The 25,702-nt window shown below is 72.4% G+C and carries 23 protein-coding genes; 8 read left to right on the plus strand and 15 right to left on the minus strand.

The genetic code is table 11. The features are described from left to right. Positions 1–12 precede the first annotated feature (12 nt). The gene (locus FB563_RS36065) at positions 13–855 is read right to left on the minus strand and encodes a hypothetical protein (protein WP_063797124.1); all 843 of its coding nucleotides are present in this window, start codon (positions 853–855) and stop codon (positions 13–15) included. 332 nt (positions 856–1,187) lie between these two features. Here FB563_RS36065 and FB563_RS36070 point away from each other — a divergent pair, with 332 nt between their 5' ends. Then, entirely contained in the window at positions 1,188–1,859 is a 672-nt protein-coding gene (locus tag FB563_RS36070) for a class F sortase (RefSeq protein ID WP_055708647.1), read from the plus strand. 38 nt (positions 1,860–1,897) lie between these two features. Here FB563_RS36070 and FB563_RS36075 read toward each other — a convergent pair whose 3' ends face one another. Then, positions 1,898–2,731 (minus strand): polysaccharide deacetylase family protein, encoded by an 834-nt coding sequence (locus FB563_RS36075; RefSeq protein ID WP_055708646.1) that lies wholly within the window; start codon positions 2,729–2,731, stop codon positions 1,898–1,900. A 223-nt stretch (positions 2,732–2,954) separates the two neighbouring features. Between FB563_RS36075 and FB563_RS36080 the strand changes: the two genes are divergently transcribed. Next, positions 2,955–3,152, plus strand: coding sequence for a hypothetical protein (locus tag FB563_RS36080; RefSeq protein ID WP_055708645.1), 198 nt, complete (start codon positions 2,955–2,957; stop codon positions 3,150–3,152). Positions 3,153–3,221: 69 nt separating this feature from the next. On the opposite strand, the gene lysX is transcribed toward FB563_RS36080, so the two are convergent. Then, a complete protein-coding gene (gene lysX, locus FB563_RS36085; protein WP_055708644.1) occupies positions 3,222–6,500 on the minus strand; it encodes a bifunctional lysylphosphatidylglycerol synthetase/lysine--tRNA ligase LysX in 3,279 nt (1,092 codons plus the stop codon). A gap of 932 nt (positions 6,501–7,432) precedes the next feature. Here lysX and FB563_RS36090 point away from each other — a divergent pair. The 5 genes from FB563_RS36090 (at position 7,433) to FB563_RS36115 (ending at position 11,768) form a co-directional block, all read left to right on the plus strand. Continuing rightward, a complete protein-coding gene (locus FB563_RS36090; protein ID WP_055708982.1) occupies positions 7,433–7,906 on the plus strand; it encodes a universal stress protein in 474 nt (157 codons plus the stop codon). Positions 7,907–8,112: 206 nt separating this feature from the next. Then, positions 8,113–9,537, plus strand: a complete 1,425-nt coding sequence (locus tag FB563_RS36100) for an amino acid permease (RefSeq protein ID WP_055708983.1) — start codon at positions 8,113–8,115, stop codon at positions 9,535–9,537. A gap of 176 nt (positions 9,538–9,713) precedes the next feature. Next, positions 9,714–10,283 (plus strand): sigma-70 family RNA polymerase sigma factor, encoded by a 570-nt coding sequence (locus FB563_RS36105; protein ID WP_055708984.1) that lies wholly within the window; start codon positions 9,714–9,716, stop codon positions 10,281–10,283. A gap of 142 nt (positions 10,284–10,425) precedes the next feature. Then, positions 10,426–10,941, plus strand: a complete 516-nt coding sequence (locus FB563_RS36110) for a hypothetical protein (protein ID WP_055708985.1) — start codon at positions 10,426–10,428, stop codon at positions 10,939–10,941. A gap of 173 nt (positions 10,942–11,114) precedes the next feature. Then, positions 11,115–11,768: a zf-HC2 domain-containing protein gene (locus tag FB563_RS36115; protein WP_055708986.1), complete on the plus strand. Its 654-nt coding sequence runs from the start codon at positions 11,115–11,117 to the stop codon at positions 11,766–11,768. Positions 11,769–11,771: 3 nt separating this feature from the next. Here the strand turns inward: FB563_RS36115 and FB563_RS36120 are convergent, their stop codons facing one another. From FB563_RS36120 to FB563_RS36130, 3 genes are all read right to left on the minus strand, one after another. Then, positions 11,772–12,635, minus strand: a complete 864-nt coding sequence (locus FB563_RS36120; protein WP_055708987.1) for an Fpg/Nei family DNA glycosylase — start codon at positions 12,633–12,635, stop codon at positions 11,772–11,774. A gap of 45 nt (positions 12,636–12,680) precedes the next feature. Further along, positions 12,681–14,762: a SpoIIE family protein phosphatase gene (locus FB563_RS36125; RefSeq protein WP_055708988.1), complete on the minus strand. Its 2,082-nt coding sequence runs from the start codon at positions 14,760–14,762 to the stop codon at positions 12,681–12,683. 127 nt (positions 14,763–14,889) lie between these two features. After that, positions 14,890–15,336 (minus strand): hypothetical protein, encoded by a 447-nt coding sequence (locus tag FB563_RS36130; protein ID WP_055708989.1) that lies wholly within the window; start codon positions 15,334–15,336, stop codon positions 14,890–14,892. A gap of 365 nt (positions 15,337–15,701) precedes the next feature. Between FB563_RS36130 and FB563_RS36135 the strand changes: the two genes are divergently transcribed. Next, on the plus strand, positions 15,702–17,123 hold the full coding sequence (locus FB563_RS36135; RefSeq protein WP_055708990.1) for a lipase maturation factor family protein: 1,422 nt from the start codon (positions 15,702–15,704) through the stop codon (positions 17,121–17,123). A gap of 59 nt (positions 17,124–17,182) precedes the next feature. On the opposite strand, the gene FB563_RS36140 is transcribed toward FB563_RS36135, so the two are convergent. From FB563_RS36140 to FB563_RS36180, 9 genes are all read right to left on the minus strand, one after another. Then, on the minus strand, positions 17,183–17,560 hold the full coding sequence (locus tag FB563_RS36140; RefSeq protein WP_055708991.1) for an SH3 domain-containing protein: 378 nt from the start codon (positions 17,558–17,560) through the stop codon (positions 17,183–17,185). Positions 17,561–17,712: 152 nt separating this feature from the next. Next, a complete protein-coding gene (locus tag FB563_RS36145) occupies positions 17,713–18,588 on the minus strand; it encodes an amidohydrolase family protein (RefSeq protein ID WP_142219174.1) in 876 nt (291 codons plus the stop codon). Beyond that, positions 18,585–18,935 carry an L-rhamnose mutarotase gene (locus FB563_RS36150; protein ID WP_055708170.1) on the minus strand — a complete coding sequence of 117 codons (351 nt, stop codon included), beginning with the start codon at positions 18,933–18,935 and terminating at the stop codon, positions 18,585–18,587. The genes FB563_RS36145 and FB563_RS36150 overlap by 4 nt, the downstream gene beginning before the upstream one ends. After that, complete coding sequence (locus FB563_RS36155; RefSeq protein WP_055708171.1) at positions 18,932–19,903, minus strand: aldo/keto reductase; 972 nt, start codon at positions 19,901–19,903, stop codon at positions 18,932–18,934. Before FB563_RS36155 ends, FB563_RS36150 begins: the two co-directional genes overlap by 4 nt. Further along, positions 19,900–20,655 carry an SDR family NAD(P)-dependent oxidoreductase gene (locus FB563_RS36160; protein WP_055708172.1) on the minus strand — a complete coding sequence of 252 codons (756 nt, stop codon included), beginning with the start codon at positions 20,653–20,655 and terminating at the stop codon, positions 19,900–19,902. The genes FB563_RS36155 and FB563_RS36160 overlap by 4 nt, the downstream gene beginning before the upstream one ends. Beyond that, positions 20,652–21,992: an L-fuconate dehydratase gene (locus tag FB563_RS36165; RefSeq protein WP_055708173.1), complete on the minus strand. Its 1,341-nt coding sequence runs from the start codon at positions 21,990–21,992 to the stop codon at positions 20,652–20,654. Before FB563_RS36165 ends, FB563_RS36160 begins: the two co-directional genes overlap by 4 nt. Positions 21,993–22,028: 36 nt before the next feature. Beyond that, positions 22,029–23,057, minus strand: a complete 1,029-nt coding sequence (locus FB563_RS36170) for an ABC transporter permease (protein ID WP_055708174.1) — start codon at positions 23,055–23,057, stop codon at positions 22,029–22,031. Next, positions 23,050–24,540 carry a sugar ABC transporter ATP-binding protein gene (locus tag FB563_RS36175; protein WP_055708175.1) on the minus strand — a complete coding sequence of 497 codons (1,491 nt, stop codon included), beginning with the start codon at positions 24,538–24,540 and terminating at the stop codon, positions 23,050–23,052. Before FB563_RS36175 ends, FB563_RS36170 begins: the two co-directional genes overlap by 8 nt. Further along, positions 24,537–25,601 (minus strand): sugar ABC transporter substrate-binding protein, encoded by a 1,065-nt coding sequence (locus FB563_RS36180; RefSeq protein WP_055708176.1) that lies wholly within the window; start codon positions 25,599–25,601, stop codon positions 24,537–24,539. The genes FB563_RS36175 and FB563_RS36180 overlap by 4 nt, the downstream gene beginning before the upstream one ends. Positions 25,602–25,702: the final 101 nt, after the last annotated feature.

Here is a 25,702-nt window from a genome sequence, read left to right on the forward strand (position 1 = left end):
GCGGCAGGGGCGTCAGGTCCGCTTCTCGTTCCGGCGGCGCAGCCAGAACGCACCGCCCCCCACGACCGCGAGGGTCACGAGTCCGGCGCCGATGGCCATGTCGACCGGAGTGGCACCGGTGGATCTGCCGCCGCCGACACCGCCCTGGACACCGCCGAGCACGGTGAACGCGGCCGGGCGGATCAGGGTCCTGCCCTCGCAGCGGATCCTGATCTCGTACCGGCCGGGACGTGCGTCACGGTCGACGTTGATGGTGCCGCGCGCGGTGTCGTCCTGGAAGGCGTTGAACTGGGTGGTGCGGAAGGCGGGGGAGGAGATGGTGCCGCCGTGGCAGCCGTCCACGGTGACGGCGAGCCGCCCGCCGGCCGGAAGCACGCCGGGTTTGGCGACGATGTTCCGGGGGCCGTCGTCACCACCGCCGCCGAAGTCGTCCGCGCTGTCGGCGAAGTCGCCGTCCTGGCCGGAGTCGTCACCCCGGCCGAGGCTCTCGCCACGGCGGTCGGAGTCGTCACCCCGGCCGAGGCTCTCGCCACGGCGGTCGGAGTCGTCACCCCGGCCGAGGCTGTCGCCACGACGGTCGGAGTCGTCACCCCGGCCGCCGTCCCCGTTGTCGTCGCCCTGACCGGAGTCGTCCCCGTGGGCCGGGGCGCGGCCGTGGCTCGCGGTGTCGTTGAAGTGATCGGGGATGTCGAGGTTGCCGTCGATGCCGGAGATGCCGTCGTCCGGGCCGAGGCCCGCGTTGTTGTGGTACGGGCCGCCGCCGTTGCCCATACCTTGCGGGACGGCTTCCGGGGCGGCGAACCCGAGCACGGCGACCGCGGTGCACGCGGCCGCCAGGGCACGTTGGTTTCGCATGTGATCCTCCGCGGGAGGTGCCCGGGGCCTGTCCCCGGTGGATCGGCGAGAAAACACCTCCCGGAAAGACCGTCCGGCGCGCGGAACACGCCCGCACGTCGAGAATCGTCCGTCCTGGTGAGGCAACACACCGCGCGAAAAGCACATAATCGGATATTGCCGCAGGTCACGGGCCGTCAGAATTTTTCTCGGAATGGCAACTCGGATGGCGCACCAGGCAGGCCGTGGGCCACCCGTTCGCCATTCGTCCCGTTCGCCCGCGGTGCACACGGGATTTAGCGTTTTCCCATGCGCGATGGCTGTGGCGAGGCCGCGTCGAGAGGGGATGGCGAATGTCTGCGTCCGGGCTTTTCGAGCTCGCCGAGGAGGAGGAACGGCGGAGGAGGCGCGCCCCATGGGGCGTGTTGGCGCTTGTTCTGCTGACCGGTGTGGCACTCATCCGGAACGGTTCGGGGGAGTTCGACATCGGTCCGCCGCAGCCTGCCTCGGCGGCGGCCCCCGACAGCCGCGTCGGCGCGGGCACCTTCTCCAGGGCTCCGGCGTCGCTCGGGTTCTCCGCCGCCGGCCGGATCCGCATCCCCGCGATCCAGGTGAACGCGCCGGTCATGCCCGTCAGTCTGGACTCGGCGGGCTGGGTCGCCGCGCCGCCACCGGAGGACCCCAACCTGGCGGGCTGGTTCACCGGTGCGGTCTCCCCCGGCGAGAAGGGCACCGCCGTCATCGTCGGGCATGTCGACAACAAGCGGGGCCCGGCCGTGTTCTACGGACTCGGGTCCCTGAGGAAGGGAAACCGGATCGAGGTCCTGCGCAAGGACGGAAAGACCGCGGTGTTCGAGACCTATGGGGTCGAGGTCTTCTCCAAGAGCAGTTTTCCCGGCGACCGCGTGTACGGCTCGAAGGGAACACCGGAACTGCGGGTGATCACCTGTGGCGGCGGTTTTTCCAGGCAGAACGGATACGACGGGAACGTCGTCGTCTTCGCCCGCCTGGTCGCGGTGAACTGACGCCGCCGCGACCGGGCGGGCGAAGACCCGGGAAACGGTCACACACGCCGGCTCGGCACGGTCATGTGGTATCCGGAATCGAGGAGATGGGGCAGCCATTCACGGATCGCCTCGACGGTCTGTGTCCGGTCGCCCCCGGCGTCGTGGGAGAGCACCACGACGCCGGGGGCGGCGCCGCTCTCCACCCGGTCGACGATGGTGTCGGTGCCGGGCTCCATCCAGTCGGTGGTGTCGACCGTCCAGGCCATCGGCTCCATGCCCATCTCGGCGCCCAGCTGGAATGCGGCCCGGTTCCAGGCGCCGTAGGGCGCGCGGAACCACTGCGGGCGCTCGCCGTAGGTGTCCTCGATGACATCACTCGTCCGCTTCATCTCGGAGCGGATCTGCTTGCGGTTGAGGGTCGTCAGCAGCGGATGCGTCCAGGTGTGGTTGCCCACGACATGGCCTTCGTCGGCCATCCGGGCCACCAGTTCCCTGTTGTCGACGACGCACTCGCCACACACGAAGAACATGGCCCGCACGTCGTACTTGGCGAGGGTGTCCAGGATGTGCGGGGTGTACTCCGGGTTGGGGCCGTCGTCGAAGGTCAGCATCATGCGCCGGCCACGCCCGGAGATCTGGAGAATGGGCTCCTTGCGGACCTTCAGTCTGCGTGGCGCGGCACGCGGCGGTCCGTAGCCGGTGAGCGGCTGGAGCCGGAAGGCGGAGGACCCCGGCGCCTGACGGGCCTGCGGTCCTGGAGCGGGGGCGGCGGTACCGGCGCTGTCCTCGGCGCCGCCCGCGAGGACGACTCCGGCGGTACCCGCGGCGCCCAGCGCGGCGGCGCCGGCCAGGAACATCCCCCGCCGGGTGAGCAACTGATCCTTCTGCATGACCCATCAGTCGCCCCCCATGACTCCGGCGCTCCACAACGACACCGGTACGACAGCGGGAATACACCCGAACGGCCGAGCGCGGGCGCCGTGGTGATCCGCCGCGCGGGCCTCTGACAAGCGATCGGTCCGCAGCAAGTGCCAAGAGGGACACGGGGGTCGAGCCGAGCTGGCCGCACACGGGGGAACACACACGAACGCCGTACCGCGCAGCGCGCTCGCGGTGGTTCTGCCGGCCGTCGCCCCGTTCCTGGTCGCCTTCGACACGACGGCCTACTTCGCGGACGTACTGGTGCCGCTGCTGCTGATCACGTTCGGCTGCGGTGTGCTGGCGCCGCCCGTGGGCTTCACACGGTCCCGGAGCGGCGCTGCCCCGGGGACTGAACTCACTGCTTCGAGCTCGGTGCGGCGCTCTGTCTGACCGGCGCGGCCATCGCCCTGCCCACCCTGCCCCGGCGCGACGACCGCACGACCGCCCCGGTCCCCGGTGTCAGCGGCGGCGCACCAGCGGAAACGGCAGGGTCTCCCTGATCGTCAGGCCGGTGAGGAACATCACGAGCCGGTCGACGCCGATGCCGAGGCCGCCCGTCGGGGGCATCGCGTACTCGAGGGCCCGGAGGAAGTCCTCGTCCAGCTCCATGGCCTCCGGATCACCGCCGGCGGCCAGCAGCGACTGCTCGGTGAGCCGCCGGCGCTGTTCCACGGGGTCGGTCAACTCCGAGTAGGCGGTGCCGAGTTCGGTGCCGAAGGCAACGAGGTCCCAGCGCTCGGCGAGCCGCGGGTCGGTGCGGTGCTGCCGGGTCAGCGGGGAGACGTCGGTGGGGAAGTCCTTGTAGAAGGTGGGGAGTTGGGTGCGTTCCTCGACGAGGCGCTCGTACATCTCCAGGACGATGTCGCCGGGCCCGTCGTCGGCGGTGTACGGCACCCCGGCCCGGTCGCACAGCCGGTGCAGCCGCAGCAGCTCGGTGCCGGGGCCGATCTCCTCCCCCAGCACCTCGGAGATCGCGCCGTAGACCGTTCTGACCGGCCACTTCCCGGAGATGTCGTACTCTTCCCCGTCCTTGCGGGCCACCGGGGAGCCGAAGGCGGCCGTCGCCGCGCCCTGGATCAGCTCGCGGGTGAGGTCGAGCATCACGTCGTAGTCGGCGTGCGCCTGGTAGGCCTCCAGCATCGTGAACTCGGGGTTGTGCTTGTAGGAGACGCCCTCGTTGCGGAAGGTGCGGCCCAGTTCGAAGACCTTCTCCAGGCCGCCGACGCACAGCCGCTTCAGGTACAGCTCGGGGGCGATACGCAGGTACAGGTCGAGGTCGTAGGCGTTGATGTGGGTGGTGAAGGGGCGGGCGGTCGCGCCGCCGTGGATCGGCTGCAGCATCGGCGTCTCGACCTCCACGAAGCCGCGGTCCAGCAGGCCCTGGCGCAGGGCCTGTACGGCGGCTGAGCGGGCCCGGAGCACCGCGCGGGCGGCGGGGCTGGTGGCCAGGTCGAGGTAGCGGCGGCGGACTTTCGCCTCGGGGTCGGTGAGACCCCGGCGTTTGTCGGGCAGCGGGCGCAGACACTTGCCGGTGAGCTGCCAGGAGGTGACGAAGACGGTGGGCTCGCCCTTGTCGCTGAGGCCGGAGCGGCCGGTCGCCGTGAGGTGGTCGCCGATGTCGCATCCGGCGGTGAAGCGGTCGAGGGCGGCGCCGGAGCGGTCGCGGGTGAGGGCGATCTGGTGGTCGCCGGACCAGTCGCGCAGCACGGCGAAGACGATGCCGCCGAAGTCGCGGACCAGCATGAGCCGTCCGGCGACGGTGACGTCCTCGCCGGGCGGCACGTCGGCGAGGGCGTGGGTGGGGGCGGGGACGCCGACCGGGTAGGGGTCGGTGCCGGCGGCGCGCAGCCGGTCGAGCTTGTGGTACCGGACGCGGACCTGTTCCGGCAGACCCGCGTCCGGTGGTGCGGGCCCGGCCTGGTCCCCTCCGGCGAGGCCGAGCGCCGTCAGGGGCGGCAGCCCGTGGGTGGTCGCGGGCCGCTGCCCGGCCTTCGGGTGCCCTTTTCCCCAGAGTTTGCGCAACGACGGTACGGAGACGAAGCCTTCGGCGATGCCGGAGGCCAGGCCGATGCGGGCGAGGGCGGCGGTGTCGCCGTAGCAGATGAAGCGCGGGTACCACTCCGGGTGGTACTTGGCGTTGGAGCGGTACAGGGCCTCCAGCTGCCACCAGCGCGAGAAGAACAGCAGCAGGCGGCGCCACAGCCTGAGGACGGGGCCGGCGCCGATGCGGGCGCCCTCCTCGAAGACCGACCGGAAGACCGCGAAGTTCAGCGAGATCCGGCGGACGCCCAGCTTGGGGGCGGCGGCGCACAGTTCGGCGACCATGAACTCCATGACCCCGTTGGGGGCGGCCCGGTCACGGCGCATCAGGTCCAGGGAGACGCCGTCGCGGCCCCACGGCACGAAGGAGAGCAGGGCGAGGAGCCGGCCGTCCTCGCCGAGGGCCTCCACCAGCAGGCAGTCGCCGTCGGCGGGGTCGCCGAGCCGGTCCAGGGCCATGGAGAAGCCGCGCTCGGTCTCGGTGTCGCGCCAGGCGTCGGCCTTGTCGACGATCTCCTCCATCTCCCGTTCGGTGAGGGTGGCGTGCCGGCGGATGCGGCAGGTGGCGCCGGTACGGCGGACCCGGTGCACGGCCTGCCGGGTCACGCGCATGTCCCGGCCGTTCAGGTCGAAGGCGGCCACCTGCACGATCGCCTCGTCGCCGAGCTGGAGGGCGCCGAGTCCGGCGCGGGCGTAGGCGCGGGCGCCGTCCTCGGAGGCGCCCATGACGGCGGGCGCCCAGGCGTAGCGGCGGGCCACGTCCAGCCAGGCGGCGATGGCGTGCGGCCAGGCCTCCATGTCCCCGACGGGGTCGCCGCTGGCCAGGCAGACGCCGGCCTCGACGCGGTAGGTGACGGCGGCCTTGCCGCTGGGCGAGAAGACCACGGCCTTGTCACGGCGGGTGGCGAAGTAGCCGAGGGAGTCCCGTTCGCCGTAGGCGGCCAGGAGGGCGCGGATGCGGGCCTCCTCGTCGTCGTGCAGGGCGGCCTCCAGGCGCTGGGAGCGGAACAGCGCGGCGGCGGCGTTGAGCAGGGCCAGGGCGCCGAGCAGGCCGAGCACGAAGGTGACCTTGCGGGGCGGGCGGCCGGAGAAGGAGCTGCCCGAGACCAGGCCGCCGCACACCCGGTCGGCCGCCCAGGCCAGGTGCTCGTTCGCCGGCAGGGTGCCCGGGAACAGCATGACCAGGCCCCAGCCCAGCAGGATGGCCACGGCGAGCCCGCCCAGCAGCACGGCGAGCGCCCGCCACACGGCACCGCGCCGGGAGGCGGCGTAGAACTCCTTTCTGGCCACGACGAGCAGGAGCAGCAGCAGGCCGCACAGCACCAGCGACGGCAGCGACTGGGCGTACAGGCCGAGGCTCACGCCGAGCGCGTCGGTGAGGACGACCAGGCCGAGATAGACGACGACCAGCCACCAGGCGACCTTCTTGCGGGCGGCGGTGGCGCCGGCCAGCAGGAACAGGAAGACGGCGTAGGCCAGATTGGCGCTGATGGGAAGGAGCACCAGGTCGAGGGCGTGCGCGACCGGGCGCAGCAGGCGACGCAGCGGTTCGATGAGCGCGAGCAGGGCGCACAGCAGCCCGAGCGCGGCGAAGAGCGCCCCGAAGGCCTCGGGCACCCAGCCGAGGCGTCCACCGGCGGGCGGGCGTACCGGGGCCGTGGGATCCCTCCGTGCGGCGGACTCCGCGCTGGCGGTCATGGTTCCGACTGTAGAAAGGGGCCGCTCGGCTCGCCCGTCGAGGAGGTACGGGGGCGGCCGGGGTGAGCGAGGCCGCGTGCCGGACCCGGGCGCAGGGGGCGCGCGGCTGTTGCGCCGAGGGATGGCGGGTGGCCGTACGAGTCCAGGACCGAGTGCCGGACCCGAAGCGCCAGAGGCCGCACGACTCGCCCGACGAGGGACACCGGGGCGGCCACCAAGGCGCGTCCGGATCACCGCCGAGGGATGCCGGGGCAGTCCCGCGAGGCCAGGTCCGCGAGCCGGAACCGAACGACAAGAGGTCGCGCGCCTGGCACTCCGAGGGACACCGGGGCGGCCCAAGGGGGGCACGCGGCTGCCGGGGCGGCCCCAGGGAGGCCGGGACCGTGAGCCGGAACCGAACGACAAGAGATCGCGCGCCTGGCACTCCGAGGCACACCGGGGCGGCCCAAGGGGGGCACGCGGCTGCCGGGGCGGCCCCAGCGAGGCCGGGACCGTGAGCCGGAACCGAACGACAAGAGATCGCGCGCCTGGCACGCCGAGGCACACCGGGGCGGCCCAAGGGGGGCACGCGGCTGCCGGGGCGGCCCCAGCGAGGCCGGGACCGTGACCCGGAACGGGAGGCAAGGACACGCGCGGCTCCGCCCGCCGGGGGCCTGCCGAGGTGGTCCCGGGAAGCCCTGCCCCGCCCGCCCGGACGGCACCCGGACTTGATCGCCCGTCCGACAACCCGTCCGGCCCACAACCGGGCCACCCGGCAACGGGCGACCCGGAAACCGGCCCACCTCCAAAGCGGCCCGCCCCGGAACCGGCCCCTCCGACCGGCCCGCCCGACGACCGGCCCGCCCGGCGACCGCCCCGCCGGACAGTGACGTGGCCCCGGCCCAGCCCCCCACGGCTCTGCGGGAACGGTGGATTCCGATAGCCTCACGGCTGTGACGGAACAGCACTCGCACTCGCCCTCGCACCAGTTCGAGCGGGGTACGGACGGGCCGAAGGTCATCCTGGTCGGGGTGGACGGCTCCGACTCCTCGTTGCGTGCGGCGGCGTACGCCGGCGGGCTCGCCCGGCGGCAGCGGGCGCTGCTGGCCGTGGTGTACGTGCAGCCGGTACTGGCCGCCGGGGCGGCGCTCGGGGCGCCGGTGGCGGAGACGACCGACGAGATCGCCGAGGACCTGGTCACCTACATCCGGGAGGCGGCCGAGCGGGTCAAGGGGATATTCGAGGTGCGCTGGGAGTTCCACACCTTCCGCGGCGACCCGTACAGCGGGCTGGTCAAGGCGGCCGACGAGCTCAAGGCGGACGCGGTGGTCGTCGGCGCCTCCGAGCAGGCCGGCCACCGGATCATCGGCTCGGTGGCGGTCCGGCTGGTGAAGGCGGGGCGCTGGCCGGTGACGGTCGTGCCGTAGGGCGGGGCGCCGGCCGCAGCACTCCGGCGAGGGCGCAGCTCATCAGGCCGACGTCACAACCGACAGTTGTAGGCGCGCGCGGCAGACCCTCTCCCGGCGGGACTCGCGGCGCCCGCCGGGGCCGTGCGTGGCGTCTTCCCTGTGCTGCGGGCCTGAGCCATCATGATCCGGCGTCAGCCGTTGCCGTCGGCGAAGAGGTGAGGCGCATGGCCGGGCTCCGCGCGGGTGAGGGGATTCTCCGCCGCAAACCCATCGAACACATCGAGGAGACCGAGGTCGGCCAGGGCCCCCGGCTGGAGAAGTCGCTCGGGCTGTGGCAGCTCACCGCGATCGGGGTGGGCGGCATCATCGGCGCCGGCATCTTCACGCTGGCCGGCACGGTCGCCAACGGCACGGCCGGCCCCGCGGTGGTGGTCTCGTTCCTGATCGCCGGTGTGGCGAGCGCCTGTGCCGCGCTGTCGTACGCCGAGTTCGCCGGGCTCATCCCGAAGGCGGGATCGGCGTACACGTACGGCTATGCGGTGCTCGGCGAGTTCGCGGGCTGGTTCATCGGCTGGGACCTGCTGCTGGAGTACACCGCGATCGTGGCGGTGGTGGCGATCGGCATCTCGGGCTACTTCGGCTTCCTGGTGCAGGAGATGGGCGCGAAGCTGCCGCACTGGATGCTGGGGGCGCCGGGCACCGGTCCCGGGCACCGGGTGGACCTGTTCGCGGCGATCCTGTGCCTGCTGATCGCCTGGCTGCTGAACCTCGGCATCCGCAGTGCGGCCCGCTTCGAGACGTTCGTCGTCGTGGTGAAGGTGCTGGTGGTGCTGCTGGTGATCGGGGTGGGCGTGTTCCACATCGACTCGGCGAACTACCACCCGTTCGTCCCGTTCGGCATCGGCGGCGTCTTCACCGGCGCGGCGACCGTGTTCTTCGCGGTGTTCGGCTACGACGCCATGTCGACCGCCGCCGAGGAGTCCAGGGACGCCCAGCGGCACATGCCGAAGGCGATCATCTACTCACTGGTGATCTCGATGGTGCTGTACGTGGCGGCCTGCCTGGTGCTGACCGGCATGCAGGACTACAGGCACATCGACCCGGAGAGCGGTTTCTCGAGCGCGTTCAAGGCGGTGGGCCTGAACGGGCTCGCGGACGTGATCGCGGTCGGCGCGATCATCGGCATCCTCACCGTGATGTTCACGTTCATGCTGGGCGTCACCCGGGTCTGGTTCTCCATGTCCCGGGACGGTCTGCTGCCCCCGTGGTTCGCCAGGACGCACCCGACGCGGCACGTGCCGACCCGGGTGACCTGGATCGTCGGGGTGGCCGCGGCCGCCATCGCCGGGTTCGTCCCGATCGGCTCGGCCGCCGAGCTGACCAACATCGGCATCCTGCTGGCGTTCGTGGTGGTGTGCGCCGCGGTGATCGTGCTGCGCTACCGGCGCCCGGAGCTGCCGCGCACCTTCCGCACGCCGTGGATGCCGGTCGTACCCGCGCTGGGCTGCGTCTTCTCGGTCTGGCTGATCACGTTCCTGCAGTGGCAGACCTGGGTGCGGTTCGCCGTGTGGTTCGTGGTCGGGTGCCTGATCTACTTCGGCTACTCCTACAAGCGCTCCGCGCTGGCCAGGACACGGCCCACCGACTGACCGCCGGGGACCGCCGACCGGCTCGTCCAGGAAGGCTGTACGGTCCAGGAAGGTTGTACGTCCGGGAAGGTTGTGCGGACCGTTCGTCCGACCGTTCGCCGACGCGATCGACCGTCCGTCGCTCCGGCCGTACGCGCACCCTGTCCCCCGCCCGTGCTCTGCGCTGCCATACGCCCATGACGGCCGGAACCTCACTGATCCGCAAGGCGGCGGCACGGGCCCACGGGGCGACGACCGCCGAGCACGAACTGGCCGCGCTCCAGCGTGAGCACGGCGGACCGCTCTTCACCCTGCTGCTCAGGCTCTGCGACGGCGACCGGCAGCGCGCCGAGGACCTGGTCCAGGAGACCCTGGTGCGCGCCTGGCAGCATCCCGAGGCGCTGCACGCCGAGGACTACGACTCCGTACGGCCCTGGCTGCTGACGGTCGCCCGGCGGCTCGCGATCGACGCCCGGCGGGCCCGGCAGGCCCGGCCCCCGGAGAGCGGCGCCGAGATCCCGGAGAGCGCACGGGTGACCGCCGATCACGCCGAACGGGCCGCCGCGATGCTCGATGTCCGGGAGGCTGTGAAGACACTCACGCCCGAGCACCGTGACGTACTCGTACTCGTGTACTTCCTCGGGGCCAGTGTGGCGGAAGCGGCGCAGACCCTGGGCGTGCCACCCGGTACCGTGAAGTCCCGCGCGTACTACGCGCTGCGCGCGCTGCGCCGGGTCCTTCCGGATTATGCGGCCGACCTGCACTGAAACCGGAGCCCGGGTCAAACCTCGGTAAAGCGCCTTGCTGTGCCCCCCGTTGGGGCAATGGGCTGTCCTCATCCGCGTTCCGGGCAAGCGGCCGGACCCGGGGTCGGGCGACGCGCGCATACCGGAGGAAGGGCAGGAAGGGATGCTGCACAGAGGGCACGAGAGCACGGACGGCACCGACGGCGGTGAACTGGCCGTCCCCATGGCCTGGTTGTACGCCGAGTACATCGCCGACGAGCTGCTGCGCACCGGCGATCTGATGCCACCGACCTCCTTCGAGTTCCGGGCGGGGCGGGACGCCCTGGCGCTCACCGTCTTCCTGTCCGACACCGACGGGGAGCTGTCCGGCATCCGGGTGATCTCCCAGCTGGAGAACTGGCTGTCCCTGACCGCCTACGACCAGCCGTGGCGGGACTGGGTGGGCGAGCGCATGGCCGAGCTGACGGAACGGGACAAGCGGTCCGGCACCCGCTCGCCCGACCTGGCCCTCGCCGCCGACGCCTGGCGCTGGCTGGAGGAGACCGAGCTGCTCGCGCCGGACCTGGACGCGGTGCCGGGCGGCGGTGGGCCGGCCGGGGAGGACGACGGGCCGAAGGTGTGGACTCCGGCGTGGCGGCTCGGGCTGCCCCTCGGGCACCTCGCGATCCATCTGTTCTGAGCCCTCGCGCCGGGCTTTCCGAAGTTTTCCGGAACCGGACCAATCCGCGGGCCGCGCGGCTCCGAATCTCTCGTCCGGGATTCTGTGGGTGGCTTGAGTGATTCGGCTGTCGGCTGCGTACGGGTGGGAGCACGGAGTAACCCCACCCGCACCCATCGGCACGAGGATTCGGCATGAGGTCCCTGGAAAGGCATCGCGACGTCGGCGCGTACGCGCTCGGCGTGCTGAACGAGGCGGAGGCCTTCCGCTTCGAGGACCACCTCATGGAGTGCCCTCAGTGCGCGGCACAGGTCACCGAATTCGGGCCCGCCACACGGCAGTTGATGCTGTACCGCCGGGCCACGCCGCGCTTTGTGCACCCCATGGCGCAGCCCGGTCCCCGGCTGCTGGACCGGCTGCTCGGCGAGGTCGCGCACCGGCACCGGGCGCGCCGCCGGCGCTTTCTGTACGGCCTGGCCGCCTCAGTGGTGCTGGCCGTGGCCGGATCCGGGATCGTGGCCTTCACCGGCCATGAGGAGCCGGCCGCGCATGTCACCGCGGCGACCGATCCGAAGACCGGAGTGTGGGCCGAGGTCACCGCCGACGACGGGGACACCGGCAGCCGACTGCTGCTGAAGGTGAAGGACGGCACCGGTCCCCATGCCTGCCGGCTCGTCGTCGTCGGACGCGACGGCTCCGAGCAGGTCGTCGGCGGCTGGATGGAGCCCGGCCACGCCACCGGCACCTTCACCACCCTCGGGTCCTCCACGATGCACCCCGACCAGATCGCCCGCTACGAGGTGCGCACCACGGACGGGCAGCACCTGGTGTCCGTGGATGCGTCGTAGGAACTACTTCAGCAGCCGGGACAGTCTGCGGTCCGCCAGGGGCTTGCCGCCCGTCTGGCAGGTGGGGCAGTACTGCAGCGAGGAGTCGCTGAAGGAGACCTCGCGGATGGTGTCGCCGCACACCGGGCAGGGCTCGCCGGTCCGGCCGTGGACGCGCAGGCCGCTCCTCTTCTCGGCCTTCAGCCGCCCGGCGGCCAGGCCCCGGGAGCGGTCCACCGCCTCGGTGAGCGTGGAGCGCAGCGCCTCGTAGAGCCGGTGGGTCTCCCCCGGGGTCAGGGACGCGGCGAGCTTGAACGGGGACATCTTCGCGGCGTGCAGGATCTCGTCGCTGTAGGCGTTGCCGACGCCGGCGATCAGGGACTGGTCGCGCAGGGCGCCCTTGAGCTGCCGTCTCTCCTCCCTGAGCAGGGCGGCGAGGCGGTCCTCGTCGAAGTCGGCGGCGAGCGGGTCCGGGCCGAGCCGGGCGATGCCCTCGACCTGCCGCGGGTCGCGGACGACATACACCGCGAGGCGTTTCTGGGTGCCGGCCTCGGTGAGGTCGAAGCCCTCGCCGGTCTCCAGCGCCACGCGCAGCGCGAGCGGCCCCCTGCCGGGCTTGGGCGGGCCGTCCGGCAGCCGGTCCTTCCACTGCAGCCAGCCGGCCCGGGCCAGGTGGGTCACCAGGTGCAGCCCGCTGTCGGCCGCCAGGTCCAGGAACTTGCCGTACCGGTGCACGGCCGTCACCTCCGCGCCCTCGAAGGCGGTGACCGGCGGGTCGTAGGTCTTCAGGACGCTGACGGCGACCGGTAGCACGCGGGCCACCCGGCGGCCGACCAGGTGCTCGGTGAGGAAGTCCTTCAGCGCTTCTACCTCGGGCAGTTCCGGCATGGGTCCAGAGTGCCACCCGGCACTGACACTGCCAGGTGAACCAGGTCAGCCGTCCCGGCGGAACTCGCACCACACCGCCTTGCCGCCGCCGCGCGCCTCCACTCCCCAGGCGTCGGCGAGCATCTCCACGAGCAGCAGCCCCCGTCCGGAGACGCCGTCCTCGCCCGCCTCGCGGCGGCGCGGCAGGGCGCTGGAGGAGTCCTCGACCTCGATCCGCAGCCTGCGGTGGCCGCCGTCGAGGGCCCGCAGGGTCACGATCGCGGAGCCCTCGGTGTGCATCAGCGCGTTGGTGATCAGCTCGTCTGCGACCAGCTCTATCTCGTCGGCACGGTCGCGGTAGCCCCAGGAGCGGACCGCGGAGCGGATCAGGTGCCGGGCCTGGGTGAGGGCGTGCGGGTCGCCGGGCGCCACGTGCTGCTGGAGCCGGCCGCCGGCGGGCGGGGCCTCCGCGGTGCGCCGGCGCAGCAGGAGCAGCGCCACGTCGTCGTCGCCGGCCTGCTCCTCGGCCACCTGGATCAGCGTGTCGGCGAGTTCGCGCACGTCCTCGGGGCCGTCCGCGACGAGCGCCGTCAGGCGGCGCATGCCGTCGTCGAGGTCGGCGCCGGGCTGTTCGACGAGCCCGTCGGTGCACAGCAGCAGCGTGTGGCCCGGGTCGAGTTCGAGGGTGGAGACGGGGTAGTCCAGCCGGCCGAACTCGGCGGACAGCCCGAGCGGCAGGCCGCCCTCGACCGGCGCCCGCCGGCAGCTGCCGTCGGCGTGCCGGATCAGCGGGTCGATGTGCCCGGCGCGGACCGCCTGGACGACTCCGGTGGACAGGTCGGCCTCGGCGTACAGGCAGGTGGCGAAGCGGTCGGTGTCGAGTTCGTGCAGGAAGACGGAGGCACGGGCCATCACGGCCGCCGGGGTGTGTCCCTCGGCGGCGTAGGCGCGCAGCACGATCCGCAGCTGGCCCATGACGGCCGCCGCGTGGGTGTCGTGGCCCTGGACGTCGCCGATGACCGCGCCGACCCGGCCGCCGGGCAGCGGGATCAGGTCGTACCAGTCGCCGCCGATGTCCCGGCCGAGGGCGCCCACGGCGGTGCCCGCGCGGTAGCGGACGGCGACGTCGGCGCCGCGGACGCTGGGGATGGTGCGGGGCAGCATCGCCTGCTGCAGCCCCTGGGCGAGGTCCTTCTCCTGCTCGTAGAGCATGGCCCGCTGCAGGCTCTGCGCGATGCTGCTGCCGAGGGCGACCAGGACGGCGCGCTCCTCGGTGGAGAAGCCGCGCCGGTCGCTGTAGAGCAGCCCCATCGCGCCGATCGGGCGGGCCTGGGCGATCAGCGGCAGATAGGCGGCCGAGGTGACGTGCAGGCCGGTCAGGTGCGGCCAGAGGATCGGATAGCCCTCGGCGAACTCCTCCGGCGACTCGATGAACCGCGGCAGGAGCGTGCGGACGACCTCGCTCATCGGGTACGGCTCCTCGATCCCGGTGACCCCGGTGCCGGGGACGGAGGCCTCGACGGGCCCCTGCGCGACCAGCCGGATGCGGCCGGCCTCGACCAGCCCCATCACCAGGCTGGTCGCGCCGAGATGGCGGATTCCGTGGGTGTCCTTGAGGGCGTCGATGACCTCCTGGACGCTGCGCGCGTGGGCGAGGGCGGCGGAGACGGCCTGGACGACGCTGGTCTGCTGGCGGAACGCCTCGTCCTGGGCGGCCCGCAGGCTGCGTGTCTCGCTCTCGGTGAGTTCCTCGGTGGCGTCGCGGACGATGCCGACGACCCGGCGCGGACGGCCGGTGTCGTCCCGGCGGATGTAGCCCTGGGTGTGGGTCCAGCGGAGGCTGCCGTCGCGGCAGCGGATGCGGAAGTAGCCCCCGTAGTTCTCGCTGCCGTCCTTGATGGCCTGGGCCACCAGGGCGTCCAGCCGGGCCACCTCGGGCTGCGGCACCCGGAGGGACAGGGACTCGGGGTGTCCGTCGTACTCCCCTGGCAGCAGGTCGAACACCTCGTGGGCCTGGGCGTCCATGTGGAACAGGCCCGTGTCCAGGTCCCAGTCGAAGCTGCCCATGCGGTTGAGCGCCAGGATCGGATCCGGGTGGGCGGGCCAGTCCGCCGGGAGTGACACGGCACTCGCTGCCCGAACTGCCATGCGCCCACCTTGCCAGGATTTATCCGATTCTTCGACCTGTTCCTCCGGTGAGCTCCGCGGCGTACGGGCCGATGCCGGACGGGCCCAGCCGCCGGGTCGACCCGCGGTGGCGCCGCCGTCCGCCGCATCAGGGGGGCCGCCCCGGAGCCGGGGCCCGGTGTGACGTCCGGAACCGGTCCGCCGCCGGGGCTTCCGGGATCCGAGCGGGGGACGGCGCGGTCCGCGGGCCCGCCGGATCGGGGGCCGAGGCGGTCCGTTGGGGCGCTCCGCCGGGCGCTCCGCCGGCGGGCGGGCCGGTGCCGTCGGGGTGGTGGGCGGCGGGTCTGCCGGTCGTGCCCGGAGAAGCGCCCGGCCGGTTCTGCCGCGGACCTGACTGGACGGGGTACGGCGCTGCGGTGCCCGGGGATGCGGTCTGCGCCGGCTCGTCGTCGCCGCAGGGCGCGGCGGTGGCCCGGGCCGGCGCGGGTACGGCCTGGTCGTGGCGTACGTCGTGACCGAAGCGGCGTTCGATCCGGGAGCGTGTCGAGGCGTTGACGGTGGCGCTGCCGGTGACCGCCCGGGGTACCGGTGTCACCGCGATCACCTGCCCGGACGGTAGCCGGACCAGGCGCTGCCCCGGGCCCCGAAGCCGCCGCGGGCCGGCGCGGGCGACCGCAGCGGGTTGCCGCAGAACGCACGTGGGTGTCGGCGCGCGGCACGACAGGGGTCGGGCCGCGCTGACAGTGGCGAGACGGGCGGTACCGCCGTAGGGGCCGGGTCCCTGGGGCGCGGCGGGAAGCCACGACGATGGATCCGGCGGATATCCGCACCGTACATCCTCCATCACTGTGGGTGCTTCCTCCTCCTGGTTTGCATCGCTCCCGTTTGGCCGGCAACTCGGGGGCGGGTCATGATGAAAGACGACACCGGCGGTTTGGCCGCGACGAAGGGCGCAGGGCCGTGAACTGGTTCACCGCTCCCGACTACTGGCTGAGCCGGCTGGTCCTCCAGCGGGCTCTGGCGGCCCTGTACCTGGTGGCGTTCCTGACGGCCGCGCGGCAGTTCCGGGCCCTGCTGGGCGAGCGAGGCATGCTGCCGATCCCCCACTATGTGGCGCGGATCCCCTTCAAACGGGCGCCGAGCCTGTTCCATCTGCACTACTCCGACCGCTTCTTCGCCGGCTGCGCGTGGGCCGGTTGCGCGGTGTCGGCGGCGCTGCTGGCCGGCGCGGACTCCCTGCTGCCGCTGTGGGCCGGGATCCTGCTGTGGCTGGTGCCGTGGGCGCTGTATCTGTCGGTCGTGAACGTGGGCCAGACGTGGTACGCGTTCGGCTGGGAGTCGCTGCTGCTGGAGACGGGTTTCCTGGCCGCGTTCCTCGGCAACGACGAGGTGGCGCCGCCGATCCTCGTGCTGTTCCTGCTGCGCTGGATCCTGTTCCGGGTGGAGTTCGGCGCCGGGCTGATCAAGCTGCGGGGCGACGCGTGCTGGCGGAAGCTGACCTGCCTGTACTACCACCACGAGACCCAGCCCATGCCGGGCCCGCTGAGCTGGTTCTTCCACCATCTGCCGAAGCCGCTGCACCGGGTGGAGGTGGCCGCCAACCATGTGACCCAACTGCTCGTGCCGGTGCTGCTGTTCACGCCGCAGCCGATCGCCTCGGCCGCGGCCGCGCTGATGATCGTCACGCAGCTGTGGCTGGTGCTGTCCGGCAACTTCTCCTGGCTGAACTGGATCACCATCGTGCTGGCCGTGTCCGCGCTGCGGCTGCCCGGGTCCGCCCCGCCGGTGCCGGCGGCGCCGCTGTGGTACGAGGTCCTGGTGCTGGCTCTCGCCGCGCTGCTGCTCTTCCTGAGCTACCACCCCGTGGTCAACATGATCTCCCGGCGCCAGGTCATGAACCGTTCGTTCGACCCGCTGCACCTGGTGAACACCTACGGCGCGTTCGGCAGCGTCAGCCGGGTCCGCTACGAGGTCGTGGTCGAGGGCACGCTGGACGACGTACCCCGCGAGGACGCGGACTGGCGGGAGTACGAGTTCCGGGGCAAGCCCGGAGACACCCGGCACTGGCCGCGCCAGTTCGCCCCCTACCATCTGCGCCTGGACTGGCTGATGTGGTTCGCGGCGCTGTCCCCCGCCTATGCCGGGGAATGGTTCGGCGGCCTGGTGGAACGCCTGCTGGAGAACGACCGCGACACCCTGCGCCTGCTGCGCCGCTCCCCCTTCCCGCCGGACACCCCGCCCCGGTACGTCCGCGCGCGCCTGTTCCGCTACCGCTACACCACCTGGCGGGAGCTGCGGGAGTCGGGCGCGTGCTGGGAGCGGACGTATGTGCGCGAGTACCTGCCGCCCATCAGGCTGGCGGAAGGAGCCGAGCGTGCGTAGCGGTGGGTGGGGCCGGTGGGCCCGGCGGCGGGGCGCGCACGCCGCCGGGCGGCGGGGACTCAGCAGTGGCCGACGTAGCTCTGCACGTACCCGGTCGTGAGGTAGTAGTCGCTGACGTAGTGGCCGCCGCCCGCCGAGTACAGGCGGTCCCAGACGGTGTAGTCGTTGACGGAGCTGCCGGTGGTCCAGCAGTCCACCTCGACCTTGGTCCCGTTGGCCGGCGTGAAGGCGACCGGGGCCGAGGTGCTCGGGCTGGTGCGCACCTTCAGGCCGCTGGGCGCCTTCTGCACGTAGGCGCACCACGCCCGGGGGTCGCTGCCGAAGGAACCGCAGCGGAACGCGTCCGCGCCGGCCGCGGGTGCGAAGGCCACCGCGGAGGCGAAGAGCCCGGCGGAGCCCGCCGTGACGACGACGGCCTTCCAGCGTGCGAATCCCATGACTTCCCCTGTGCTGTCGGTGCCGTCCGCCGGTCGGTGCGGACGGCTCGGCCGTGGACAGGGACGACGGTACGCAGGGGCGTGGCGGGGACACATCAACCGGGGGGTGGGCTCGGGGCAAACCTGTGCGGTAGCCGCATCGGAGGCCGTGCTCACTGGCCGGGGGCGCAGGTTCCCAGGCCGTAGACGCGGGTGGCGGTGGCGTCGAACAGCTGGGCGCGCTCGTCCCCGGTCAGGTCCCGGGCCAGGCCGCGCACGACTTGCGCCACCTGTGCGTACGTCCCCGCCGGCGTGCACGCCGGCCAGTCCGAGCCGAACATCAGGCGGCCGGGCCCGAAGGCGTTCAGCACCGTGTCCCAGTAGGGGCGTACGGGTGCGAGCGGCCAGGTGTCGCGGCCCCACAGCGACCGGTCCGCCTCGGTGAGCATCCCGGACACCTTGCACACCGTGTTGGGCAGCGCGGACAGCGCCCTGATGTGCGTGGCCCAGGGTTCGACCGCGCCGGACGCGACGGGCGGCTTGCCCAGGTGGTCCAGGACGAACGTGAGCTGGGGCAGCGCCTCGGCCGCCCGGACACACGCCGGGAGCTGGTGGGGCAGGACGACCAGGTCGTACACCAGGCCCGCCGCCGCCACGGCCGCGAGTCCCCGCCGTACGTCCTCGCGCAGCAGCCACTCCGGGTCCGGCTCGCCCTGGACCTGGTGCCGGATGCCCTTCAGGTAGGCGCCGCCGGGGAGTTCGCGCAGCCGGACCAGTTCGTCGGTGACGTCCGGGCGGGTCAGGTCGGTCCAGCCCACGACACCCGCGATCAGCTCGTGCCCGGCCGCCAGGGCCAGGAACTCCGGGGTCTCCTCCGGGACGGTGACCGTCTGGACGAGGACCGTACGGTCCACGCCGGCCGCGCGGGCCTCGGGCTCCAGGTCGGTCACCGTGAAGTTCCGTCGCAGGGACTGGAGTTCAGGCCCCTTGATCCAGTCCTGGTCGCGGACGGACAGATCCCAGACGTGGTGGTGGGCGTCGACGGTCACGGCAGCTCCCAGACGACGGGCAGTCCGGCGTTCCCGCCGCCTTCGGAGTAGTCGTGCACGACGTCGAGCAGTTCGGCCGTGCGGGCCTGCCAGGCCACGTTGACCGGCAGCTGTTCCAGTTGGGCGAGCAGGCGGCCGTAGTCCGCACAGTCCAGCAGATGGAACAGGGCGCTCCCTCCCCCACGCTCGGCTTCGCTCGCGCGGGGGGACCCCCACCGCCAGATGGTCCAGGAGGTGGCACCGGCGGCGCGGATGGCCCGGGTCAGTTCCTCCGGGACCGCGCGATGGGCCGCCTCGTACGCGGCGATCCGGTCGGGGCGGACCTTGGTGTGCAGGGCGACTCTCATGACGGGCCCTCCTCTCGGGGCAGCAGACCGGACTCCCGCAGCTCCCGCCAGAACTCCGCCGGGACGGCCGTCGCGAACTGCTCGGCGCAGTCGTGGACTTCGGGCACGGAGCGGGGACCGGGCAGGACACTGGCGACGGCCGGGTGGGCGGCGGCGAAGGCCAGCGCGGCGGCGCGCAGGGTGATGCCGTGCCGCTCGGCCACCGCCTTCATCCGCAGGGCCCTGTCCAGCGTCTCCGGTGGGACACGGCGGTAGTCGTACGTCGACTCGGGCGTCGGGTCGGCCAGCAGGCCCGAGTTGAAGACGCCGCCGAGGACCACCGACACCCCGTGCTCGGCGGCCGCCGGCAGCAGTTCGGCGCCGGCGCTCTGGTCGAGCAGGGTGTAGCGGCCCGCGCACAGGACCACGTCCACGTCGGTGTCGCGGACGAACCGGGTGAGCATGGCGGTCTGGTTCATGCCCGCGCCGATCGCACCGACGACGCCCTCGGCGCGCAGCTTCTCCAGGGCCGGGTAGCCCTCGCGGAAGGCCTGCTCGGCGTGGTCGTCGGGGTCGTGCAGGTAGACGACGTCGACGCGGTCCAGGCCGAGGCGGCCCAGGCTCGCCTCCAGGGTGCGGCGGACGCCGTCGGCGCTGAAGTCCCACACCCGGCGGTGGGTCGCGGGTACGGCGAAGCCGTGGGCCAGGTCGTCACCCGTGCCGTCGGCCGGGTCGAGGCGGCGGCCGACCTTGGTGGAGAGGGTGTAGCCGGCCCGGTCGTACTGCCGCAGGGCGGCGCCGAGCCGGCGTTCGGACAGCCCGAGGCCGTAGTGCGGGGCGGTGTCGAAGTACCGGATGCCGCGCTGCCAGGCGGCCCGTACGGCCTGTCCCGCCTGCTCGTCGTCCACCGGGCGGTAGAGGTTGCCGAGCGCCGCGGCGCCGAAGCCGAGCGGGGTGACCTCGACGCCGCTGCGGCCGAGCCGCGTCACCGGCCCACCGGCCGCAGCCTCAGGCCCTGCATGCCGCCGTCGACGGCGAGGGCGGTGCCGGTGGTAGCGCCGGACAGCGGACTGGCCAAGTAGGCGATGGCGCCCGCCACTTCGGCGGCGGAGACCAGCCGGCCGGTGGGCTGGCGGGCCTCCAGCGCCGCGCGTTCGGCGGCCGGGTCCGGGGCCGCGTCCAGCAGCCGGCCGATCCACGGGGTGTCCGCCGTACCGGGGTTGACGCAGTTCACGCGGATGCCCTCGCGGACGTGGTCGGCGGCCATGGCGAGGGTCAGGGAGTACACGGCGCCCTTGGTGGCGCTGTACAGGGCCCGCTGGGGCAGTCCGGCGGTGGCAGCGATGGAGCAGGTGTTGACGATGGCGGCGTGCGACGAGCGGCGCAGGTGCGGGAGGGCGGCCCGGGCGGTGCGGACCATGCCGAGGACGTTGACGTCGAAGACGCGGAGCCACTCGTCGTCGTCGTTGTCCTCGACCGTGCCCTGGGCGCCGATCCCGGCGTTGTTGACCAGCACGTCGAGGCCGCCGAGGTCCTCGGCGGCCCGCTCGACGGCGGCGCGGACCGAGGCGTCGTCGGTGACGTCGGCGCGGTGGGCGAGGAGCGGCTTGTCGACGTCCGCGGGGTCCCGGTCGAGGACGGCGACCCGGGCGCCACGGGCGGCGAGGAGGTCGGCGGTGGCCCGGCCTATGCCGGACGCGCCGCCGGTGACCAGGGCGCTGAGGCCCTCGAAGTCGCTCATGCGGCCTGTCCCTTCTGGGTGTCGGGGTCGGCGGCCCAGTAGGTGCCGCCGGGGAAGGTGTAGCGCGCGATCGACTCCGGGCGCAGGGCGGCGGAGAAGCCGGGCGCGGTGGGGGCGGTGTAGTGGCCGTCGCGGATGACGACCGGGGTGGTGAAGTGCTCGTGAAGGTGGTCGACGTACTCGATGACCCGGTCCTCGGTGGTGCCCGAGACGGCCACGTAGTCGAACATCGACAGGTGCTGGACGAGTTCGCACAGGCCGACGCCCCCCGCGTGCGGGCAGACCGGGACGCCGAACCTGGCGGCGAGCAGCAGGATGGCGAGGTTCTCGTTGACGCCGGCGACCCGGGCGGCGTCGATCTGGACGATGTCGAGGGCGCCCGCCTGGAGGAGCTGCTTGAACATGATCCGGTTGTGCACGTGCTCGCCCGTGGCGACCTTGACCGGGGCCACCGCGCGGCGGATGGCGGCGTGGCCCAGGACGTCGTCGGGGCTGGTGGGCTCCTCGATCCAGTACGGGCCGAACTCGGCGAGGGCCTTGGTCCAGCGGATCGCCTCGTCGACGTTCCAGCGCTGGTTGGCGTCGACGGCGAGCCGGATGTCCGGACCGACGGCCGCGCGGGCGACCCGGCAGCGCCGGAGGTCGTCGTCGAGGTCGGCGCCGACCTTCAGCTTGATCTGCGTGAAACCGTCGGCGACGGCCTGCGCGGCGAGCCGGGTCAGCTTGTCGTCGTCGTAGCCGAGCCAGCCCGGGGAGGTGGTGTAGGCGGGGTAGCCCCGCTCCAGCAGCCGGGCCCGGCGCTCCCCGGCGCCTTCTCTCCCCCGCCTCAGCAGGTCGAGGGCCTCGGCGGGGGTGAGCGCGTCCGCGATGTACCGGAAGTCGATCTGCCCGACCAGCCACTCGGGTTCGGCGTCGGCGAGCAGCTGCCACAGGGGCTTTCCGGCGCGCCGGGCGGCGAGGTCCCAGACGGCGTTGACCACGGCCCCTACCGCCATGTGCATCACGCCCTTCTCCGGGCCGAGCCAGCGCAGCTGGCTGTCGCCGATCAGGTCCCGGAGGAGCGAGCCGGGGTCGGCGCACAGCTCGGCCACCTCGCGGCCGAGCACATGGTCCCTGAGCGCGTCGATCGCGGCGACCTGGACGTCGTTGCCCCGCCCGATGGTGAAGACGAACCCGTGTCCCTCGTGCCCGTCGGCGGCGTCGGTGCGCAGCACGGCGTAGGCCGCCGAGTAGTCGGGGTCGGGGTTCATCGCGTCGGAGCCGTCCAGCTCGCGCGAGGTGGGGAAACGGATGTCGTGGGTGTCGACCGCGATGACGCGGGCGGGGGCCTGGGACACTGAAGTCCTTTCGGTCATGGGGCAGCTGATGGCTCGTCAGTCCTGGGCGCGGCCCGTCGTCACGCGCGCGATCATGAGGGCGACGAGGATGATCCCTCCGTAGATGGCCTGGATCCAGAACGACGGGACCTGGGCGAGGGTGAGCAGGTTCTGTACGACGCCCAGGAGGAGGACACCGGTCAGGGCGCCGAACATGGTGCCCTTGCCGCCGTCCAGGCTGATGCCGCCGATCACGGCGGCCGCGAACACGGTGAAGATCATGTTCTGGCCCTGGTTGGCGCTGATCGCGCCGACGTACCCGGTCTGCAGCAGCCCGCCGACCGAGGCGAGCACACCCGCGACGACGTACACGCCGAGCATCACCCGGTCCACGCGGACACCGGCCGCGCGGGCGGCGTCCGCGTTGCCTCCGATCGCGTACAGGGCGCGGCCGGTGCGGTGGTACTTCAGCACGAACCCGGTGACGCCGAAGGCGACGGCGGCGAGCCACACGGACAGCGGGGCGTCGAGGAAGGTGGTGGTGGCCAGGGAGTAGAAGCTGTCGGGCATGCCGAACAGGGTCTTGCCCTTGGTGGCGCCGACCAGCAGACCGCGCAGCACGATGAGCATCGCGAGCGTGACGATGAAGGCGTTGAGCCGGAACTTCACGACCAGGACGCCGTTGAAGGCGCCGATCACCGCGCCGACCACGGGGATCGCGAGCAGGGCGAGCCCGGCCGGGAATTCCGTGCCCCAGCCGGACTGGCTCGCGGGCAGCACCAGCAGGGCCCCGACGGCCGGCGCGATGCCGACCACCGACTCCAGGGACAGGTCGAACCTGCCGGTGATCAGCACGAGGGACTCGGCGAGCACGACCATCGCGAGCGCGGCGGAGGCCCCGAGGATCGAGATCAGGTTCCGCTCGGTCAGGAACGAGTCGTTGACCACCGCGCCGAGCACCATGAGCAGCAACAGGGCGGGTACCAGGGCGAGTTCGCGGGCGCGGCGGAGCAGGACGGTCCTGGCCGACCGGGCGTCCGGGGTCTTCGTGGGTGCGAGCGGCGGGGCGGCCCGGGTGTCAGCCATGGTCAACTCCTTCGATGGAGGCGATCAGCTCGTGGTCGCGCCAGCCGGCCGGGTGCTCGGCGACGACACGGCCGTGGAAGAGGACGAGGACGCGGTCGCAGCGGCGCAGGTCGTCGAGTTCGTCGGAGACGACGAGCACGGCGGTGCCGTCCTCGCGGGCGCTGTCCATGCGGGCCAGCAGCGACTCCTTGGACTTCACGTCGACACCGGCGGTGGGGTTGATCAGGATCAGGAGGCGGGGGCCGGACGCGAGGGCGCGGGCCATCACCACCTTCTGGGCGTTGCCGCCGGACAGGTCGGACACCGGCTGGTCGGGGCCCTCGGCGTGGATGTCTAGGCGGTCGATCAGCTCGGCGGCGAAGCGGCGCCGCGCGTCGGTGGCGACGAATCCGGCCCGGCCCAGCCGGTCCAGCACGCTCAGCGTGGCGTTGTCGCCGATGCTCATGCCGGACACCAGTCCCTGCTCGTGCCGGTCGCGGGGCACACAGCCGACGCCGGCCCGCAGGGCGGCCGTGACGTCCCCGAACGGCAGGCGTTCCTTGTCGAGTTGAGCGGTGCCACCGGTCGGGGTGTGCAGCCCGGCGAAGGACTCGGCGAGCTCGGTCTTGCCGCTGCCGCTGGAGCCGGCGAGTCCGACGACCTCACCGCGGCGAACGGTGAGGTCGACGTCCTGGTACGCCGGTGAGGTGAGGCCCTGTGCTCGCAGCAGGACCGGAGCCCCGTCGTCAACCACCGTACGACGTACCGCCTGTTCGGCGACGGACTCCCCAGCCATGGCCTCCACCAGCGCCGCCTTCGGCAGGTCGGCGACGGGGGCGGTGGTGATCCAGCGGGCGTCGCGCAGCACGGTGACCGTCTGACAGACCTCGTACACCTCCTGCAGGTGGTGGGAGATGAACAGGAAGGTGACGCCGGAGTCCTGCAGGGAGCGCATGCGGGTGAAGAGCCGTTCGATCTCCCGGTTGTCGAGCTGGGCGGTGGGTTCGTCCAGCACGATGAACCGGGCGCCGAAGCTCAGCGCGCGGGCGATCTCGACCATCTGGCGGTCCTCGACCCTGAGGTCGGCGGTGCGCGCCTCGGGGTCGACGCGCACGTCCCAGGTGTCGAGGAGTTCGGCGGCCTGCCGGCGCAGGCGGCGCCAGCTGATGAGGCCGCGGCCGGTCGGCTGCCGGTTGAGGAACAGGTTCTCGGCGACCGTCAGCTCCGGGACGACCGTGGGCTTCTGGTAGACGCAGGCCACCTTGCGGCGCCAGGCGTCCCGGGCGGCGAGCGCGGGCGCGGGCGTGCCGTCGAAGCGGATGGTGCCCGCGTCCGGTGCCTGCAGGCCGGTGAGGACGTTGACGAGGGTGGACTTGCCGGCGCCGTTGCGGCCGACCAGGGCGTGGGACTCGCCGGGGCGGACGGTGAGCCGGCCGTCGGCGAGGGCGACGGTGGGGCCGTAGCGCTTGACGATCCCCTCGGCTTCCACAAGCGGTGTGCTCATTTGACCGTGTTGCCCCACAGTTGGGGATCGTCGACGTTGGCCTTGGTGACCAGGGGCGCGGGCAGCTGGTCCTCGAGGATGCCGCCGGGCAGTTCGACGATCGTGGACCCGTGGTCGGTCGGCCCCGGCTTGAACGTCTTCCCGGCCATCGCGGCCTTGATGTAGTACAGGCCGTACTTGGCGTAGGCGTCGGCGGGCTGGGAGACCGTGGCGTCGATCTCGCCCTTGCGGATGGCGTCGAACTCCTGCGGGATGCCGTCGTTGGAGACGATCGCGATGTGGCCCTTCTGCCCGGCCGCTTTCAGCATGTTCTTGGACTTCAGGGTCTGCAGGGTCGGCGCGAGGTAGACACCGCCGGCCTGCAGGTAGATCCCCTTGATGTCGGGGTTGGCGTTGAGGAGCGTGTCGAGCTTGGCGGCGGCGGTGTCGGACTCCCACTTGGCGGGGATCTCCAGCACCTTCAGCTTCGGGTACTTCTTCTTCACGCAGGACCGGAAGGCCGCGGAGCGGTCCCGGCCGTTGACCGAGGCAAGGTCGCCCATGACCTGTACGACCTTGCCGCTGCTCACGTGCTGTCCGAGGTAGTCGCAGGCCTTCTCGCCGTAGGCCACGTTGTCGGCGCGCACCACCATGGCGACCTTGCCCTTGTCGGGCGCGACGTCCACGGCGACCACGGGGACGCCCTTGCGCTCGGCCTGGTCGAGTCCGGCCTGGATCGCGGCGCTGTCCAGCGGGGCGACCACCAGTCCCTTGACGCCCTGGGTGAGTTCGTTGTCGATGTCGGTGATCTGCTGGGAGGGGTCGCTGTTGGAGTTGACCGTCTTCAGCACCTCGACGCCCTCGGACCTGGCCATCTTGGGCACGTAGTCGTTGTACGACTGCCAGAACGGCGAGGTCAGCAGCGGCAGGATCACGCCCACCTTGCCGGTGCCGCCGCTGCCCGCGCTCGCGGTGTCCTTGGTGCTGCCGCAGGCGGCGAGCATGAGCGAGGCACCGGCGGCCAGAGCCACCGCGCCGATGATCCGTGACCTGCTGCGCTTCCTGACTGTGCTGGCGGGCATCTCGCGGCTCCTCGTCGAGGGTGTTCGAGCAGACGCCGCATACTTATCAGACCAATAAGCCGAGTCAACACCCTCGTGCACGGAAAATTCGCGGATTCAGG

Source organism: Streptomyces puniciscabiei (genome assembly GCF_006715785.1).
GTDB lineage: Bacteria > Actinomycetota > Actinomycetes > Streptomycetales > Streptomycetaceae > Streptomyces > Streptomyces puniciscabiei.